Below are 14,020 nucleotides of genomic sequence, written 5' to 3' on the forward strand. Positions count from 1 at the left end.
TCCCCGATCTGTATCTCAGACCGGGGCCGTGTTCAGCTATCGAGCAGAGCAGTGCCGTATGAATTGTCCACGGCGCATAGCCAGTTGCCTGACGATTCTCTACGAAACACGTAGGTAGCCCGGCGAACCGTCGAAGTCGCAGAGCCGTCTTCACCAGCGGTATCCAGCCATGTTTCCATGACAACAAGTGCCGTGTCCCCGCCCTCGATCACTTCGATCTTCCCTTGGCGAACCTTCAGTTGGCCGTCGAAATGAGCGGAGATTGCCTCGAATGCTCTCCTGATTTGATCTTTGCCTCTGGCGTACATGTCAGGCTTCACCACTAGGGTGGCGTCATCTGTGTAAAACCGCATCAGGCCGTCGAAGTCTTTAGCCGATATGGATCGGTCTGCAGCTTCGATAAGGGTCTTTAGGGGGTGGTCGGACATTCTTGGCTCCAAAAATGGCCGCGAGCGGAAAAACAAAAACCCGCCTCGCGGCGGGTTGCGTTGTCTGGAAGTAAGACGTGCTCTACCCACCCTTCAATAGAGGGCGGTAATAATCAAAGTGAAGGCGCGTACAAATTCCATGAAGTGACCCTATCACTGGCGCCGGCAACTGGCAAATCACCACTGCGCTTGTCTAGCAAGGAGTCTGCGGTGCTTCCGTCTATTACACACCTCACACTTGCGTCGAGGAACATGCCGTCCGGAGCCTTAGCCGGGAGTGATCGTTGCTCAGGAACCAGGCACGCAGTCCAAGCAGCTCTCCGGCGCCTGGGGCGGTAGAACCAGCTTTCGCTGTAGGTGTCTCAACGCGGTGCGGACACCTTCCTCGACGACTGGGTGATAGAAGGGGCTGTCGATCATCTGCTGGACGGTATCTCGCCGCTGGACGCTCCATGACAGCAGGTGACCCATGTGCTCGGCAGCCGGTCCCACCATTTCCGCGCCCAGGAAGACCCCGGTGGCCGTGTCGGCGTAGACGCGGATCATGCCGCGGTTCTCCAGCATCACCCGGCTTCGACCCTGGTCGGCGAAAGAGGCCTCACCGACCTCAAATGCCGGGCCGCCCGCCTTCAGTTGCTGGAACGAGGCGCCAACCATGGCGATCTGCGGGTCGGAGAACACGATGCCGAGCGGCGCTCTGCGGGGACGAGGCCTCACAATTGGGTAACGGCCCGCGTTGTCACCTGCGATACGACCATCGTCGGCGGCTTCATGAAGAATCTCCGTCATACCGTTGGCGTCGCCGGCAATAAAGATGTGCGAGCGGGTGCTCTGCCCGGTGGTGCGATCGACAACAGGCTGACCGGAAGCGTCCAGTCCAATACCGGCAACCTCCAGATCAAGCCCAGACGTATTTGGACGACGCCCCGTCGCGACAATCAGGTAATCGAACTCCTCTGCGGAGCGAACGCCATGCTCATCGCCTGAAATGACCGAGACACGCCCATCCGGCGTCAGCGAGGGCGAAATCGTGACTCCCAGGCTGACAGGTATTTCTTCGGAAAAGATGCGCGTGGCCTCTGCCGCCACGGTTGAATCCGTCAACGGGCCGATGATGCGACTACGGCCGTATAGGCGCACCTTCACGCCGAGCCGGTGCAGTGCCTGCGCCAGCTCAAGTCCGATAACGCCGGTCCCGACGACTGCCACCGAGCTAGGCAGATCACTCCACTCGAAAACGTCGTCGTTGATGAGCAGCCTGTCGCCCAGGGTTTCGCGCCAGCCGTGCGGAACACAGGGGCTGGAGCCGGTAGCGATGACGATGCGATCGGCTTGGACGATGGTCGACGATCCGACAAGCAGCTCATGGGACGAGAGAAATTTCGCTGTGCCCCGCAGGCGGTGCGCTTCCGGCCACCCTTCGACCGTTTCCACGACGAAACCCACGAAGCGGTCCCGTTCGCTACGGACCCGATCCATCACCTTCCGGCCATCGACTTGGATCGCGCCCGGATTGACGCCGAAGCTCGGGGCCATCTTCAAGGCGTGGGCCGCATTGGCAGCGCTTATCAGTAGCTTGCTCGGCATGCAGCCCACCCGAGCGCAGGTGGTGCCGTAAGCACCGCCTTCAATGACAACCACACTATCGGTGTGTGCCTTGGCCGCACGGTAGGCGGTCATGCCGGCGCTGCCAGCACCGATGATCGCCACATCAACCTTCATACGAGTCATCTGAAACTCCTTGGCGTCAGCCCATACCCGGTAGCGGGTGGGGCTGTGCGGCCGAGATTGAACCGGTATCCACAAGGCCGGTTCGGGGATGTGATTGGCGTTGACGCCTACTGGTGTGATTCAACGAGCCGTGTCTGAACCCAACGCGAGATACCCGATGCGGTTAACGCTCCCAAGAACCTACCCAGTTCCTGGCCGTGCTGGTCGTAGAGCAGGAGCATCGGCACAGCCGCGACTTTCAGTGAATCCAGCAGTTGTGGGTCGGTCGCTGCATTCACCTTGAGAAATCGAACCTGGTTACCCATGGCTGCAGCTGCAGCATCAAAGGCCGGCCCCATGGTTTTGCATGGAGGGCACCAGGGAGCGCCGATGTAAAGCAGGAGCGGATCTGTGGTGGAGCGGGCCAGGCGATTGAACTCGGTGGCGTCCAGCTCTTCCACTTTCCCGACCCAAGCAGGCACGGACATGTTCATCGCTGTATCCCTTCGCTTGGGCGGCCGACCCCATCGAGGCCGGCCGCTTGGTTGTGACCTACTCGCCCTCTACGAACGGCGCGATCTGCGCCTGCAGCGCCTGCTTGGGCATGGCGCCAACAATCTCCTTGGCGACTTTTCCGTCCACAAAAACCTTCAACGTGGGGATGGATCGGACCCCAAAACGCTGAGCCAATTCTGGGTTCTGGTCGATATCGACCTTGATCACCTGGAGCTTGCCTTCGAGCTCGTTGGAGATCTCCTCCAGGGAGGGAGCAATAGCCCGGCAGGGCGGGCACCACGGTGCCCAGAAGTCCACCAGGACCGGTGTCTTGCTCTGGATAACGTCGTCCTCGAAATCGAAGGTCGTTGTGCTGCGAGTAGCCATGTCAAAACCTCATCTTTGGGGCGCGTGTGCGCCGATGATTGGTCAACCGATTGCGGCGCGACTGCCGCCGGCATCGTAGGTCGGGTAGTCCGTATAGCCCTTGGCGCCAATGACGCCGTAGAAGGTCGAGCGGTCCGGCTCGGCCAATGGCCAGCCATTCTTCATCCGCTCCACCAGATCGGGGTTGGAGATGAAGTTGGTGCCGAATGCGATCAGGTCGAGTTCGCCCTTGGCAAGCTCGGTCTCGGCCAGCTCCTGGGTGAAACCGCCCGCGCCGATCAGCGTGCCCTGGAAGGCCTTGCGGAACGCGGCGCCGAAGCCAGCTGGCGTACCGGCCGCCGAAATCGTGGTCTGGTAGTTCAGGTGTACGAAGGCCAACTCCCGTTCGTTCAGGGCCGCTGCCACACTCGCCCAGGTCTCGGCTTCGCCTTCGAAGGCTTCCATGTCGTAGATGCGGCCGAACGGCGAAACACGCACGCCAACCTTATCGCCACCGATTTCCGCAGCCAGCGCATCGATGGTCTCCAGCAGCAGGCGCTGACGGTTCTCGATCGACCCACCGTACTGGTCGGTGCGGGTGTTGAGCTTGCTGCTCAGGAACTGGTCGAACAGGAACGCGTTGGCGGCCATCAGTTCGACACCGTCGAAACCTGCATCCATCGCCCGGCGTGCCGACGAGACGAAGTCCTGGATAACTCGTTTAACCTCATCGGTGGTCAGGGCGCGCGGCTTGCTCGGCAGCACCGGGCCTTCCTTGCCGGGCTCGACCCATGCGTAGACCATCGTGGTGGTCGCCGGGACTTCGCCCGAAGACACCGGCGCGGCATTGCCCGGCTGCAACGAGACATGGGACAGCCGGCCGACGTGCCAGAGCTGAGCGAAAATCTTGCCGCCCTTGGCGTGGACCGCATCGGTGACCTTGCGCCAGCCCTCTGTCTGCTCATCGGTGTAGAGGCCGGGGGTGTAAAGGTAGCCACGACCTTCGTCGGAGACGGGCAGGCCCTCGGTGATGATCAGCCCTGCCGATGCACGCTGGGCGTAATACAGCGCAGTCAGATCGCTGGGGATGTTCTCGGGCGTGCGGGTACGGGTCATCGGGGCCATGACGACGCGGTTGGCCAACTGCAGGCCAGACAGATCGAAGGGGGTAAACAGCTTGCTCATGATGGGTCTCTCGATTGGGGGCGCGGCCCCGATACAGGGCCGCTGTTGCAAATGCAGTGGCGGGAACGGTTCCGGGCTTAGCCTTCCAGGACTTCCAGCTTGGGAACCATGCGGATTGCCTTGGAGAAGTTGGCGTAGTTCACCGAGGTCCTGGTCACGTTGCGGTGCAGCTCTTCCACCTGCTCGCGAGTTCCATCGGTGTGCAGTCGCACCACGTAGCTCACCTCGTCGTAGCCCGGGTTGACGCTCTCATCGAGGCCCAGGACGCCACGTAGGTCGAGCTCGCCATCGGTCTCGATTTCCAGGCTGTGGATGGTGATGCCCATCGCGGCAGCATTGACCGCATAGCCCACCGACAAGCACGCGTTGAGGGCGGCCATCAGCAGTTCCTGGGGGTTGGGCGCGGTGTTCTGGCCAAGGAATTCCAGCGGCTCATCCGCCGCAATTTCAAAGTGGCGCTGGTATTCCTCGCCGCGGATCGCGTAGCGGCTCACGGTCGCCACGGTGCGGGTCTGGTTCTCCCACTTCGTCTTGACGTTGAAACGGGCACTGCGCTTTGCGGGCTCGGTGGTCGCGGCGACTTCCTGTGCAAATGTCTGCAGGGCAGCGACGTCGATACCGTTGAGTTTGTTGGTCATTTGAATGGTCCTTTCTAAATGCGCTTTCGGCGCGTGGAAGACCTGCGGAGGGGCTATGGGGCCGCTGCCTCAGATCCGGATTGGAAATTGCTTTGGTTGTGCTCAGTGGCAGCCGTCGATGCCGCAGCTCTCGCCCTCGGTTTCGTCAGGAGCCACCGGAACATGGACTGCTGCGTCACGAAGCGCCTTTTCGAACACGACGGCCTCACGCGCTCCAGACAGGAATGTCTTGCCGTTGAGGAGGAACAGCGGCACGCCGTTGGCGATGCTGTTCGCCTCCGCCTCGTCGCGAGCGATTTCGGAAGCGACCCGTACGCGGTCGAATTCGAGCGCGTCGGTCACGCCGACTTCTTTGGCCAACGAGGCGAGGACGGCCTGGTCAAAAATGTCGAGGCCGTCGGTTGTTACCGCCTTGTAAAGCCGCTCACTCATCAGCTGTGCGAGAACCGGCGAACTAATGCTCTTGACCAGTGCATGCGCGGCAGTGGTGTCGCCGAAACGCATGGTGTCGAAGTTGTAGACCAGCCCCTCGGCAACCCCCTGCCCACGGACCGCAGCCATCATCCGATCAGCCCCAAGGGCACCGCCGAGCTTCTGGTAGAGCGCGGTTTGGTAGTCCATCGGCGCCATTCCCTTGGCCAAGCGATAGGCCTTGTTGGTGACTACGACTTCGACCTGACCAGCCACCGACACCACGGCCTGTTCAAAGCGTCGCTTAGCGATCCAGCACCACGGGCATACGTAGTCGGACCAAATTTCGACATGGACGTTTTTCATCGGGTTCTCCTGCACCTGTAACACTACCGTCTAGTTGGTAGGTCTGGAATTCAAATATAGAACCGCTGCGATTGCCCGCAAGGGCTTGTCTAACAGCGTCGGCGAAATTGCTTACGAGTCCTGAACTATGAGCCGGACGATGCGATCATCGGTCGGATCGCCGGCCTTGGTCGCCCAGTTGATGAAGCTGGACCCTTCCAGCAGGCTCAACAGGACGAAGGCTTTCTGCTTGGCGCCTGATCCGCGCGGGAATTCACCGCGCTCCATTCCCCGCTCCATGACAGCTTCAAGCCACTTCAACTGCATGTCGAAGAACCGCTGCGTGAGCTGCTGCAGGCCCAGCGGAAGCGCTGACATTTCGGCCGCCAGCGCGCCACACAGGGGCAACATCCCGCCGTCCGAACTGGCGCGGAAAAGCCTGAAAAATGCCTCCAACCGAGCGACGGCACTTTCGTGCTGGCCTTCGATCTGGGCAAAGTCATCGCGCACCCGTTCGATGTATTCCTCGACGATGGCAGTCCCCAAGTCTTCCTTGGTCGGAAAATGGTGATGGATGCTTGGCTTGCGGATACCCACCGTCTCAGCCAGGTCTGCGTAGCTGAAGGCGGCATAGCCCTTCGTGCGCATCAGCGCCTCGGCGGTCTGCACCAGAGCATCACGTGTTCCAAGGGCCATAACGTCTCCTGACTACTTCGATTTACGAACAGACTACCTACCACAAGGTAGGTAGTCAACCGTTACTTTAAGAACCTGCGCTGGCATGGCTGTCCACGCAGCTCTGGCTCGATCACGCTTCCAGTTCCTCAAACGCCTCGAAGGCGCGGGAGGAGTACACGTAGGCGGCTCCGGCATTCAGCGCGATCGCAGTGCCCAGCGCAGCTGCCACCTCTTCCTTGCTGGCCCCGGCACGCTTGGCAGCGCCAGCGTGAGCGGCGATGCAGCCATCACAACGCGTGGTCACTGCCACCGCCAGGGAAATCAGCTCATGCGTCTTGGCGTCGAGCACGTTGCCTTCCCGCGTAGCGGTTTCCAGCTTGTGGAACGCAGACGCCACGGGAGCATTCACCTTGTTGAAGCGAGTGACGCGCTTGACCACCGCCGTCAGCTCTCCGAACCATTTCTTTTCCATTTCAGTCACCTATCTGGATTGAGGAAGTTATTTACCGAGCTTGCGAGCTGCCATGACGCCGCCATCGACGTCCCAAACCGCGCCGGTGACCCACGAGGCCTTGTCCGACAGGAGGAAAATGACGGTTTCGGCTACATCCCGCGGCGTGCCATTACGGCCCAGGGGATGGAAGGCATTGAATCCATCCAGCGCACTACCCAGCTGATCGCCCGGGATGAAGCGCTCGAAGATCTTGGTTTCCACCATCGCCGGGCTGACCGCGTTGACGCGGATACCGTGCTCGGCGAGTTCTGCAGCCACGTGCCTGGTCATGGCGTCCAGACCGATTTTCGCCATCGAATAGGCGGATGCCGGGACCGTTTCGATCGCCTGGCGGGCCGCCACGGCGGTTACGTTGACGACCGAGCCGGGCTTCTTCCGGGCGACCAACGAGGCGGCCACCTGCTGGGTAATGAAGAACAGGGAGCGGTTGAGGTCGAGGAAGTTGTTGTAGTCCTCGGCGGAATGCTCCAGGAATGCCTTCGGGTAGTAGATGCCGGCGGTGTTGACCAGCAAATCGATGTCGCCTTGCTCAGCGGCGAGCTTGGCCAGTAGCGACTTCACGCTCGCTGCGTCGGACAGGTCCGACGCGTAGGCTGCCGCCTTCTGCTCACCGGCGATCGAGGCCAGTTCCTGACGGGCCGTTTCGGCCTTCTCGGGACGATTGCCGATAACCACGACAGCCCCACCTTGCTCGGCCACCATACGGGCGACCTCAAGACCGATCCCGCTCGTGCCGCCGACAACCAGGAGCTTGCGGCCTTCAAATTGCTTGGTATCCATAGAAACGTCCTCTTGGGTGATAGCCTACCATCTAGTAGGTTTGGAATATGGGCGCGTTCTATGAGGTTGTCAAGCGGGTGCATGTAAATGCGTTCAGGAAGGCCGGCCGGGCGACGAAGTCGCTTTGGCGCACAACAGCGCTGGCGCCAAGCCCCACCCCTGACGGAGGCGGGACGAGCTTGGCGCTACGAAGGCTGGGGTCAGCTGCCTAGAAAGAGCGACCGTTGATCTGGCGGAAGAAGCTGATCACTGAAGCGGATCTGTGCTGCAGCTCGCCGAGTAGAGTCCTGCTCGCTTCGTGCCACGATCACGCGTTCTTCGATCAGGCGTTCGATCGTAGCGCGATAGATATCGGCACTGGCTGGCGAGCTATTGCAGGTTTTTGTGAAGAGCTCGCCGAAGCTCACACCGTCGGCATGGGCATAGACGTAGCGGGGGATCTGCTCAAGCAAGGCGTCGATGCTTGAGTTGCGGGCTACGTCATCGAATTCGAATGCCAAAGCGCCTTGGCCACTGCGGCTGGAATCGAACGTGGGGTCGTAGCCCACCATGCCCGCGCCGAACATATCGATGCCGGCGCCGCCGTAGTGAATGAAGTAGTTGTTGTGCTTCCAATGAACCTGCGTCATCACATCGCGCGCCCGATGGTGCTGCGACATATGAATGAGCCAATAGTCACCAAATCCTTGGCGGTTTCGAATGAAGAACGGCGTGTAATACTCGGCCCCGCATCGCCCCACCAGTTCCTTGTACAGGCTGCCTTGGATGAACAGCCGCCAGTCTCGCTCGGATGACTTGATCTCTTCAATAGAGCGGCCGCGCAGCATATCGGGAATGCCGATCTGCGAGAGCAGGCTCTGCGTCAGGCCCGTGTCACTGGCGAAGTTAATGAAGGAGTCGACGCCGAAGGTCAAAATCACTTCCGCACGGGGCAGCGTGTGCAGAATTCGGCGCACGACCTGGACTGGCACATCACGGTAGGCATACTGATCTAGCAGGAAGATCGAGCGGCCGTTGCGCGGGCTCTTCGACTGGATGAACTTGATCACCTCGTCGATGTTGTCGAGAAAGCTGCTGTTTCTCAAAAAAATCTTGCTGTCGAAGAGAGCATCGTACCCTCTATCCGTCAGCGTCTTCTTCAAGTACCTGGCCGTCTCTGGCTTTTTCTCGATAAAGAAGTAACTCACGTCGAGATTGACTGGCTTCCTGCGCTCGCGGTTCAGTTCGAACGTCGCCTCCCGAACCGCGTCCAGCATGATGAGGGGCGATCCGGGAAGAATCTCATTGGTGGCTCCATCACGATATTCCCCGCCGCCGGCAAACCCATCCACCAAGGTCAGACGGAATTCGTCCTGGTTGGGCGAACTGACGAGCGTTTGGAAATAGGCCGAAAGATAGGTCTGCAGTACCTGGTGCTTGGCGATGCTGTGCGGCTCAATGAGGCTCGGCCCATTGCTGTAGTCGTGGTGCTTCCTTGTCATGAATCCCTCGCGGCCGCTGGGTATTGGTTGTCTCCTGAGTTTATGCCATTGCCGATAGTTCAGGCATGCCATCCCAGGTCCTGCCTTCCAGCAGCCGCCCGTTCGCCTTCTTGGAGCGGCGTTTGCCGTCGGCACCCCAGCCTCCCCACTGTTTGAAGAAGAATTCCACCCCCGCTTCCTCGCACTGGCGCTTGATATCGGCTACCCATTCCAGCTTCATCGGGCGGGCCTTGGGGCCGGATTCGCCGCCAACAATGACCCAGTGGATACCGGTCAGGTCGATTTCGCCCAGGTCCTGCAGCAATGGCTCGACAGACAGAAAGCGGACGGAAGCATCGACCTGGCGCAGTGCGTCGATACGCGGAACGCCGTGCCGACGATCCTCCACCGAAACGCCAATCCAAGAGTTCTTCGGCGGAGTACGGTGCTTGAAGAACGAAGCGAGACGATCGCCGCGCTTGGTGAGCACCTGGAAGGTGTGCTGCGGACAACGGCTTATGACATCGAGGACCTCTTCGATGTAAGTGTCCGGGATCTGCTTGTGGAAGAGATCGGACATGGAGTTCACGAAATAGACGGTGGGCTTCTTTCGGCGCAAGGGCTCTTCCAACCGGTTGCGCAGCACTGTCAATTTGAAGCCATTTTCATAGCCTGGCGTGCCCATCGCCTGCAGGCGCTTGGCCATCGATTCGGCATAGCAATGCTTGCAGCCCTGCGAAATCTTCGTGCATCCGACCGTGGGGTTCCAGGTCGCTTCGGTCCACTCAATTTTACTGGTCTGGGACATATGCCCTCCTAGCGGGCTGCTATCTACTGTCCGTGAGATTGGTGCGTTCGGCCACAGCCAATCGCTTGTTTCCTCGTGGCTTCTTCTTCTTGACGTCCACGTTTTCCAACACTTGCCGGAAATCCAGTCCGTTGTCGGCCATGTTGCCGATCAAGGCTGCGATCAGGGCCAAATGATCCGGAACGGTTCCATTGGCCGCGTAATTGGTGAGGGATCTTCGGTTCATTTTCAGAAGCTCCGCGAACGCGGTGAGCGTCAGCCCAGTGCGCGCAAGTAGCTTTCGAAAGTCCAAATAGTCCATAGATCGAGTGTACATAGATTAATGGCTCGATGCCATTAATCTATGTCACTTAAAGACATACTTTAATGTACAAGCGAATGGATCGTTGAGCCAGTCTGCTTACACCCCGTCTCATATGCCGAGTCCAGACGATGGCGAGACGCCTAAGGTCTTTCCCAAGGCGTAGGATCGGCTTGCCCCCTTTAGCAGGCGCTACCGATGAAGGCTCAGAAGACCGAACAGGTCAATTCGATCGAGTTCCCCAGCCTGAGCGAGATCCAGGTGATGGAGAGGTTGGGCATGGAGCCCGGAGCGGTGGGATATGACGACCTCGGCCGCCTTGTTCGGCGGCTTCCCGACGGAGAGCTGGAAGTCCTGCCTGGAGTGGAGAGCTAAGCGACGTGGTATTGCGCCTGTACTTCGCTCACCATCTTTCCTGCTTGCGGGCCGGTACTTGCCGCATTTGGATCACCGCATCGCGGTAGGTCTCCGGGTAGCCCTTCGGGTCCCGAGACCGGCACTGGGGGTCAGGATGGAAATCCGGTGCTGCGGCAAGCTCTTCAATTGCCTCCCAATCTACCTTGAAGGCCTGGGCGGAGAACGGAACACGGCGTCTGATCGTATCCAGGGCCTCGGCGAGCGTCCTGGTGGCAGGCGCGGCCCAAGGCGCTCTCAGCAGTGCAGGCAGGGCCCTGAAGGCGTCCATGCTCGTCTCCATGTGCTCATGGTCATCAGCTTCGGCCTCAGCAAATCGCATCATGATGACGATGGCCGAGAGGCCCCATAGATCGGCGCGCCACACTAGGTTTCTGGATAGCCAGTCATAGCTCCCGTCGGGAAGTCGGAACTCGCGCAGACCGACCTCACCAACGCCGATCACTCCTTGTGTCAGGCGCGCCAACGCTGCAGGCGAGAGCGGCTGATCGGCAAGAAGCGGGAAGAGCGGAAGTTCGAATACCCAGCGCGTTCCAGGCAACTTTCCCTCAAGCGCCCGTGCGGATGTTGCGCTCGGGGTGGCCATACCCTTGCGCCACTTCTCAACCAGCTTTGAGTCCGACCGGCCACGGCGGATGTAGACGTCACTGAATTCCTTCTCAGGCAGCCCGCTGAGCCAGATCGCGTGGTCGAGCCAGAGCTGCCCGCGAATCGACTTCCATGTGGGCTTTCGGCTCGGCACCTGTCCAGTCAATGCACGTATCTGGTCGTAGTGGGTCATACGCATGGGTAAAGTTTAGGCCGCTTTTCGCCTCCAAACTTTACCCAGCCCCATCGCAGCCATTGAGCCGATACTCGAACCCACCCGGTACAGAGTGATCTGACATGCTCATGGAAACGTCCAACGAAACCACCCTCCGCGAACTCCAGCTCACGGCGCAGTTTGGCGCGCTCCTCAGTACGTCTGATATCGCGCAGGTTCTGCGCTATCGCACTACGCAGGCTGTTCGAAAGGCTCGCATCAGGGGAGTGCTGAACATCCCCATGCGGCAGTTGCCAGGGCGCCGGGGGCTATATGCCACCGCTAGGGCGGTCGCCGCCTACCTCGAAGACTTCGACTCCACCACCACCTCGACTCCTCAGGAGGCCTCTATCGGCGTACCCGTCAATCCGTAATGCCCAAAACCAGTAGGGCAGAAAGCACAAAGCCTAGGACCCTGGCAGGGGAACTAGGCTTCTTGTGGCAAGCAGTTTGAGAGCTGCGTAGCCATAGTGCCCCCCTCCCAAACCCATTGTCAACATGCCCGCAGGGCGTGAACGGGAGGGGCTTGCCCGGACCTTAGCAATGCCGTGGCCGCGGAGTGCATCGCTCGCCCCGGCCCGGCACATCCGGACCAATCCTATGACTCAGCATTACCTTCGGAGCGCGGCCTACCGCGATTTCTCCATCCACTCGATCTACGCCATGTCCGATGACGAGATTCTTGCGATGTTCGCTCGCCTGCGCTGGGGCAGCGACACCCACCAGGCTTGCCCGGCCTGTGGAGCGTGGGCGCAGCATTACCGACGGCCCGCCCGCCAGCAATGGCGTTGCCGGCACTGCGGCCGGGACTTTTCGGTAACCTCGGCCACGGCCTTCTCCAGCAGAAAGAAGTCCCTGCGCAGCATTCTGCTGGCGACCTTCTATTACGTTACGGGCGTTAAGGGACTTGCCGGGCTGGGCCTGACCCGTATGGGCGACTATTCGAACAAGGCCGCCCACGTCACCCTCGGAAAGCTGCGGGAGGCGATCTTCCGGACCCAGGACTTCACGCCACTCACCGGCGTCGTGGAAATCGACGGGGGCTACTTCGGCGGAAAGCCTCGGAAGCCCAATCGGCGACGCCGCCGCAACGCTCAGGCAATCGTTGATCGGATCGCTGGACGGCCTGCAAAGCGTCCATGGCATGCCAGCGGCATGACGCGTTCAAACTGGGAGAAGCGGAAGAACAAGCGGGTGGTAATGATCTTCAGGCAGCAGGGGCGCCCAGGAGAGGGCGCGGTGCGCAGTATTGCTGCCGTGGCCCGGTCCGAGAACGATAAGGACGCAGCGACGCTGATCGCCCGGTACGTGAGCCCCGACGCAATCATCATGACCGACGAAAGCCAGGCATATGCAACTGTTTCGGCGACCCATACCCACTACGCCGTCAGGCACAGCGAAGAGTACGTAACGGCCGATGGAGTTAACGAGAACCAGGCCGAGTCGTTCTTCAGCCGGCTGAGGCGATGGGAGTACGGCGTTTCCCACGGAGTACGCCCAGCCTACCTAGCCGACTACGCCAACGAAATGGCGTGGCGCGAGGATGTTCGCAGGTTCTCGATCAGAACCCAGGTCGAACTACTCTTGGAGAAGGCGCTCACCGTAGGGCATTCCCGATGGTGGCGCGGGTACTACCAAGGAAAGCGGCGCGGGACCGAAATCCTCATGAATCAGGGCATCCCACCGTCATCCGGCATGGGCGCAAGTGCCCAGTAGGCCTCGACGTTAGTGCTCGGGCTGTTCCGCCGGACTACCCGTCCGGCGGAACAGTGGGCCTGCAGGCACTTGCGAACCCGCAGCCTCAGCTCCGCATAACGCACATCGTCGTGAACCGCCTTACCCTGCGAGCCTACGAACAACAGGATTTCCGTCGTAGATCGCCAGTCTCCTGCCGCATCCCTTAGACAGGCTAAGACGTTGCGGCTGATATGACCACGCTGAAGCAGCGGCCCATCGCTCGTCATTCTTACCGGCCTGATGACTTCGGGCGGCACACAAATGTCGTGCAGACCCAGAATGCGGTCCAGGGCCTCAATATCCCTGAGGGTTGCCCCAGCGCTGCTCTCTAGGTCGGCCGCACGCTGACGAGCAGCGTCGGCCTTTCTTTTGATCTGGGCAATGTGCCCGGCGAGGCGGGCGCGCTTGTCGACAAGCCATTTCAGTGACGATGGGGTTCTGGTTTCCATGACCCCACCGTAGCACCGGCAACTAGCTGATTTCCTTGGGCAAGTGCGCCATCATGGCGAGGCATGACGGAAAAGGCCGCCCTCGGGCGGCCTTTTTTCATCCAGTGGATTCACGCCGCGCGTGGATGCCGGGCGCTCAACGCCCCGGGGTACCGAAATGCCCCAGCGGCGCACCGGCCAGCAGATGCATGTGGATATGGAACACAGTCTGGCCGGCATGCTCGCGGCAGTTCATCACGATGCGGTAGCCGTCCTGAGCGAAGCCCTCGCGGCGCGCGTACTCGGCGGCAGCCAGCGCCAGCTTGCCGATCAGGTGCGCCTGCGATGGCTGCAGGTCATCCAGGGTCGGGATGATCTCGTTCTTCGGAATGAACAGCACGTGCACCGGCGCCTGCGGTGCGATGTCCTTGAAGCCCAGCACCTCGTCATCCTCGTAGACGATGGTGGCCGGGATCTCGCGACGGATGATCTTGCTGAAGAGGGTTTCGTTGCTCATGGT

At 60.5% G+C, this 14,020-nt stretch carries 19 protein-coding genes; 3 read left to right on the forward strand and 16 right to left on the reverse strand.

The window, feature by feature from the left end:
- Positions 1-32: 32 nt before the first annotated feature.
- The 13 genes from VPH47_RS16660 to VPH47_RS16720 form a co-directional block, all read right to left on the reverse strand.
- On the reverse strand, positions 33-428 hold the full coding sequence (locus tag VPH47_RS16660; RefSeq protein WP_368851301.1) for a nuclear transport factor 2 family protein: 396 nt from the start codon (positions 426-428) through the stop codon (positions 33-35).
- A 288-nt stretch (positions 429-716) separates the two neighbouring features.
- A complete protein-coding gene (locus tag VPH47_RS16665) occupies positions 717-2,159 on the reverse strand; it encodes a dihydrolipoyl dehydrogenase (protein WP_368851302.1) in 1,443 nt (480 codons plus the stop codon).
- 107 nt (positions 2,160-2,266) lie between these two features.
- Positions 2,267-2,632 carry a thioredoxin family protein gene (locus tag VPH47_RS16670; RefSeq protein WP_368851303.1) on the reverse strand — a complete coding sequence of 122 codons (366 nt, stop codon included), beginning with the start codon at positions 2,630-2,632 and terminating at the stop codon, positions 2,267-2,269.
- A 58-nt stretch (positions 2,633-2,690) separates the two neighbouring features.
- Positions 2,691-3,020, reverse strand: a complete 330-nt coding sequence (trxA, locus tag VPH47_RS16675; protein WP_368851304.1) for a thioredoxin — start codon at positions 3,018-3,020, stop codon at positions 2,691-2,693.
- A 42-nt stretch (positions 3,021-3,062) separates the two neighbouring features.
- Positions 3,063-4,184, reverse strand: a complete 1,122-nt coding sequence (locus VPH47_RS16680; protein WP_368851305.1) for an alkene reductase — start codon at positions 4,182-4,184, stop codon at positions 3,063-3,065.
- 77 nt (positions 4,185-4,261) lie between these two features.
- Positions 4,262-4,822, reverse strand: a complete 561-nt coding sequence (locus VPH47_RS16685) for an OsmC family protein (RefSeq protein WP_368851306.1) — start codon at positions 4,820-4,822, stop codon at positions 4,262-4,264.
- Positions 4,823-4,924: 102 nt separating this feature from the next.
- On the reverse strand, positions 4,925-5,599 hold the full coding sequence (locus tag VPH47_RS16690) for a DsbA family oxidoreductase (protein ID WP_368851307.1): 675 nt from the start codon (positions 5,597-5,599) through the stop codon (positions 4,925-4,927).
- A 111-nt stretch (positions 5,600-5,710) separates the two neighbouring features.
- Positions 5,711-6,274: a TetR/AcrR family transcriptional regulator gene (locus VPH47_RS16695; RefSeq protein WP_368851308.1), complete on the reverse strand. Its 564-nt coding sequence runs from the start codon at positions 6,272-6,274 to the stop codon at positions 5,711-5,713.
- Between the two features lie 112 nt (positions 6,275-6,386).
- Positions 6,387-6,728, reverse strand: a complete 342-nt coding sequence (locus tag VPH47_RS16700) for a carboxymuconolactone decarboxylase family protein (protein ID WP_368851603.1) — start codon at positions 6,726-6,728, stop codon at positions 6,387-6,389.
- Between the two features lie 27 nt (positions 6,729-6,755).
- The gene (locus VPH47_RS16705; RefSeq protein WP_368851309.1) at positions 6,756-7,550 is read right to left on the reverse strand and encodes an SDR family NAD(P)-dependent oxidoreductase; all 795 of its coding nucleotides are present in this window, start codon (positions 7,548-7,550) and stop codon (positions 6,756-6,758) included.
- A gap of 200 nt (positions 7,551-7,750) precedes the next feature.
- Positions 7,751-9,031: a three-Cys-motif partner protein TcmP gene (locus VPH47_RS16710; protein ID WP_368851310.1), complete on the reverse strand. Its 1,281-nt coding sequence runs from the start codon at positions 9,029-9,031 to the stop codon at positions 7,751-7,753.
- A 40-nt stretch (positions 9,032-9,071) separates the two neighbouring features.
- Positions 9,072-9,818 (reverse strand): DUF5131 family protein, encoded by a 747-nt coding sequence (locus VPH47_RS16715; protein WP_368851311.1) that lies wholly within the window; start codon positions 9,816-9,818, stop codon positions 9,072-9,074.
- 19 nt (positions 9,819-9,837) lie between these two features.
- Positions 9,838-10,119: an XRE family transcriptional regulator gene (locus tag VPH47_RS16720; RefSeq protein ID WP_368851312.1), complete on the reverse strand. Its 282-nt coding sequence runs from the start codon at positions 10,117-10,119 to the stop codon at positions 9,838-9,840.
- Between the two features lie 198 nt (positions 10,120-10,317).
- Here VPH47_RS16720 and VPH47_RS16725 point away from each other — a divergent pair, with 198 nt between their 5' ends.
- Complete coding sequence (locus tag VPH47_RS16725) at positions 10,318-10,494, forward strand: hypothetical protein (protein ID WP_368851314.1); 177 nt, start codon at positions 10,318-10,320, stop codon at positions 10,492-10,494.
- Between the two features lie 28 nt (positions 10,495-10,522).
- Here VPH47_RS16725 and VPH47_RS16730 read toward each other — a convergent pair whose 3' ends face one another.
- The gene (locus VPH47_RS16730; RefSeq protein ID WP_368851315.1) at positions 10,523-11,320 is read right to left on the reverse strand and encodes a hypothetical protein; all 798 of its coding nucleotides are present in this window, start codon (positions 11,318-11,320) and stop codon (positions 10,523-10,525) included.
- 104 nt (positions 11,321-11,424) lie between these two features.
- Here VPH47_RS16730 and VPH47_RS16735 point away from each other — a divergent pair, with 104 nt between their 5' ends.
- Positions 11,425-11,709 (forward strand): hypothetical protein, encoded by a 285-nt coding sequence (locus VPH47_RS16735; RefSeq protein ID WP_368851316.1) that lies wholly within the window; start codon positions 11,425-11,427, stop codon positions 11,707-11,709.
- Positions 11,710-11,935: 226 nt separating this feature from the next.
- Positions 11,936-13,051 carry an IS1595 family transposase gene (locus tag VPH47_RS16740; RefSeq protein WP_368851317.1) on the forward strand — a complete coding sequence of 372 codons (1,116 nt, stop codon included), beginning with the start codon at positions 11,936-11,938 and terminating at the stop codon, positions 13,049-13,051.
- On the opposite strand, the gene VPH47_RS16745 is transcribed toward VPH47_RS16740, so the two are convergent.
- Both VPH47_RS16745 and VPH47_RS16750 read right to left on the reverse strand, forming a co-directional pair.
- Positions 13,006-13,521, reverse strand: a complete 516-nt coding sequence (locus VPH47_RS16745) for a hypothetical protein (protein WP_368851318.1) — start codon at positions 13,519-13,521, stop codon at positions 13,006-13,008. The two genes, VPH47_RS16740 and VPH47_RS16745, sit on opposite strands and share 46 nt — an antisense overlap.
- A 136-nt stretch (positions 13,522-13,657) precedes the next feature.
- On the reverse strand, positions 13,658-14,017 hold the full coding sequence (locus tag VPH47_RS16750) for a histidine triad nucleotide-binding protein (protein ID WP_014036181.1): 360 nt from the start codon (positions 14,015-14,017) through the stop codon (positions 13,658-13,660).
- Positions 14,018-14,020: the final 3 nt, after the last annotated feature.

This window comes from Stenotrophomonas sp. WED208, assembly GCF_040984485.1.
In the GTDB taxonomy this organism is placed as follows: domain Bacteria; phylum Pseudomonadota; class Gammaproteobacteria; order Xanthomonadales; family Xanthomonadaceae; genus Stenotrophomonas; species Stenotrophomonas riyadhensis.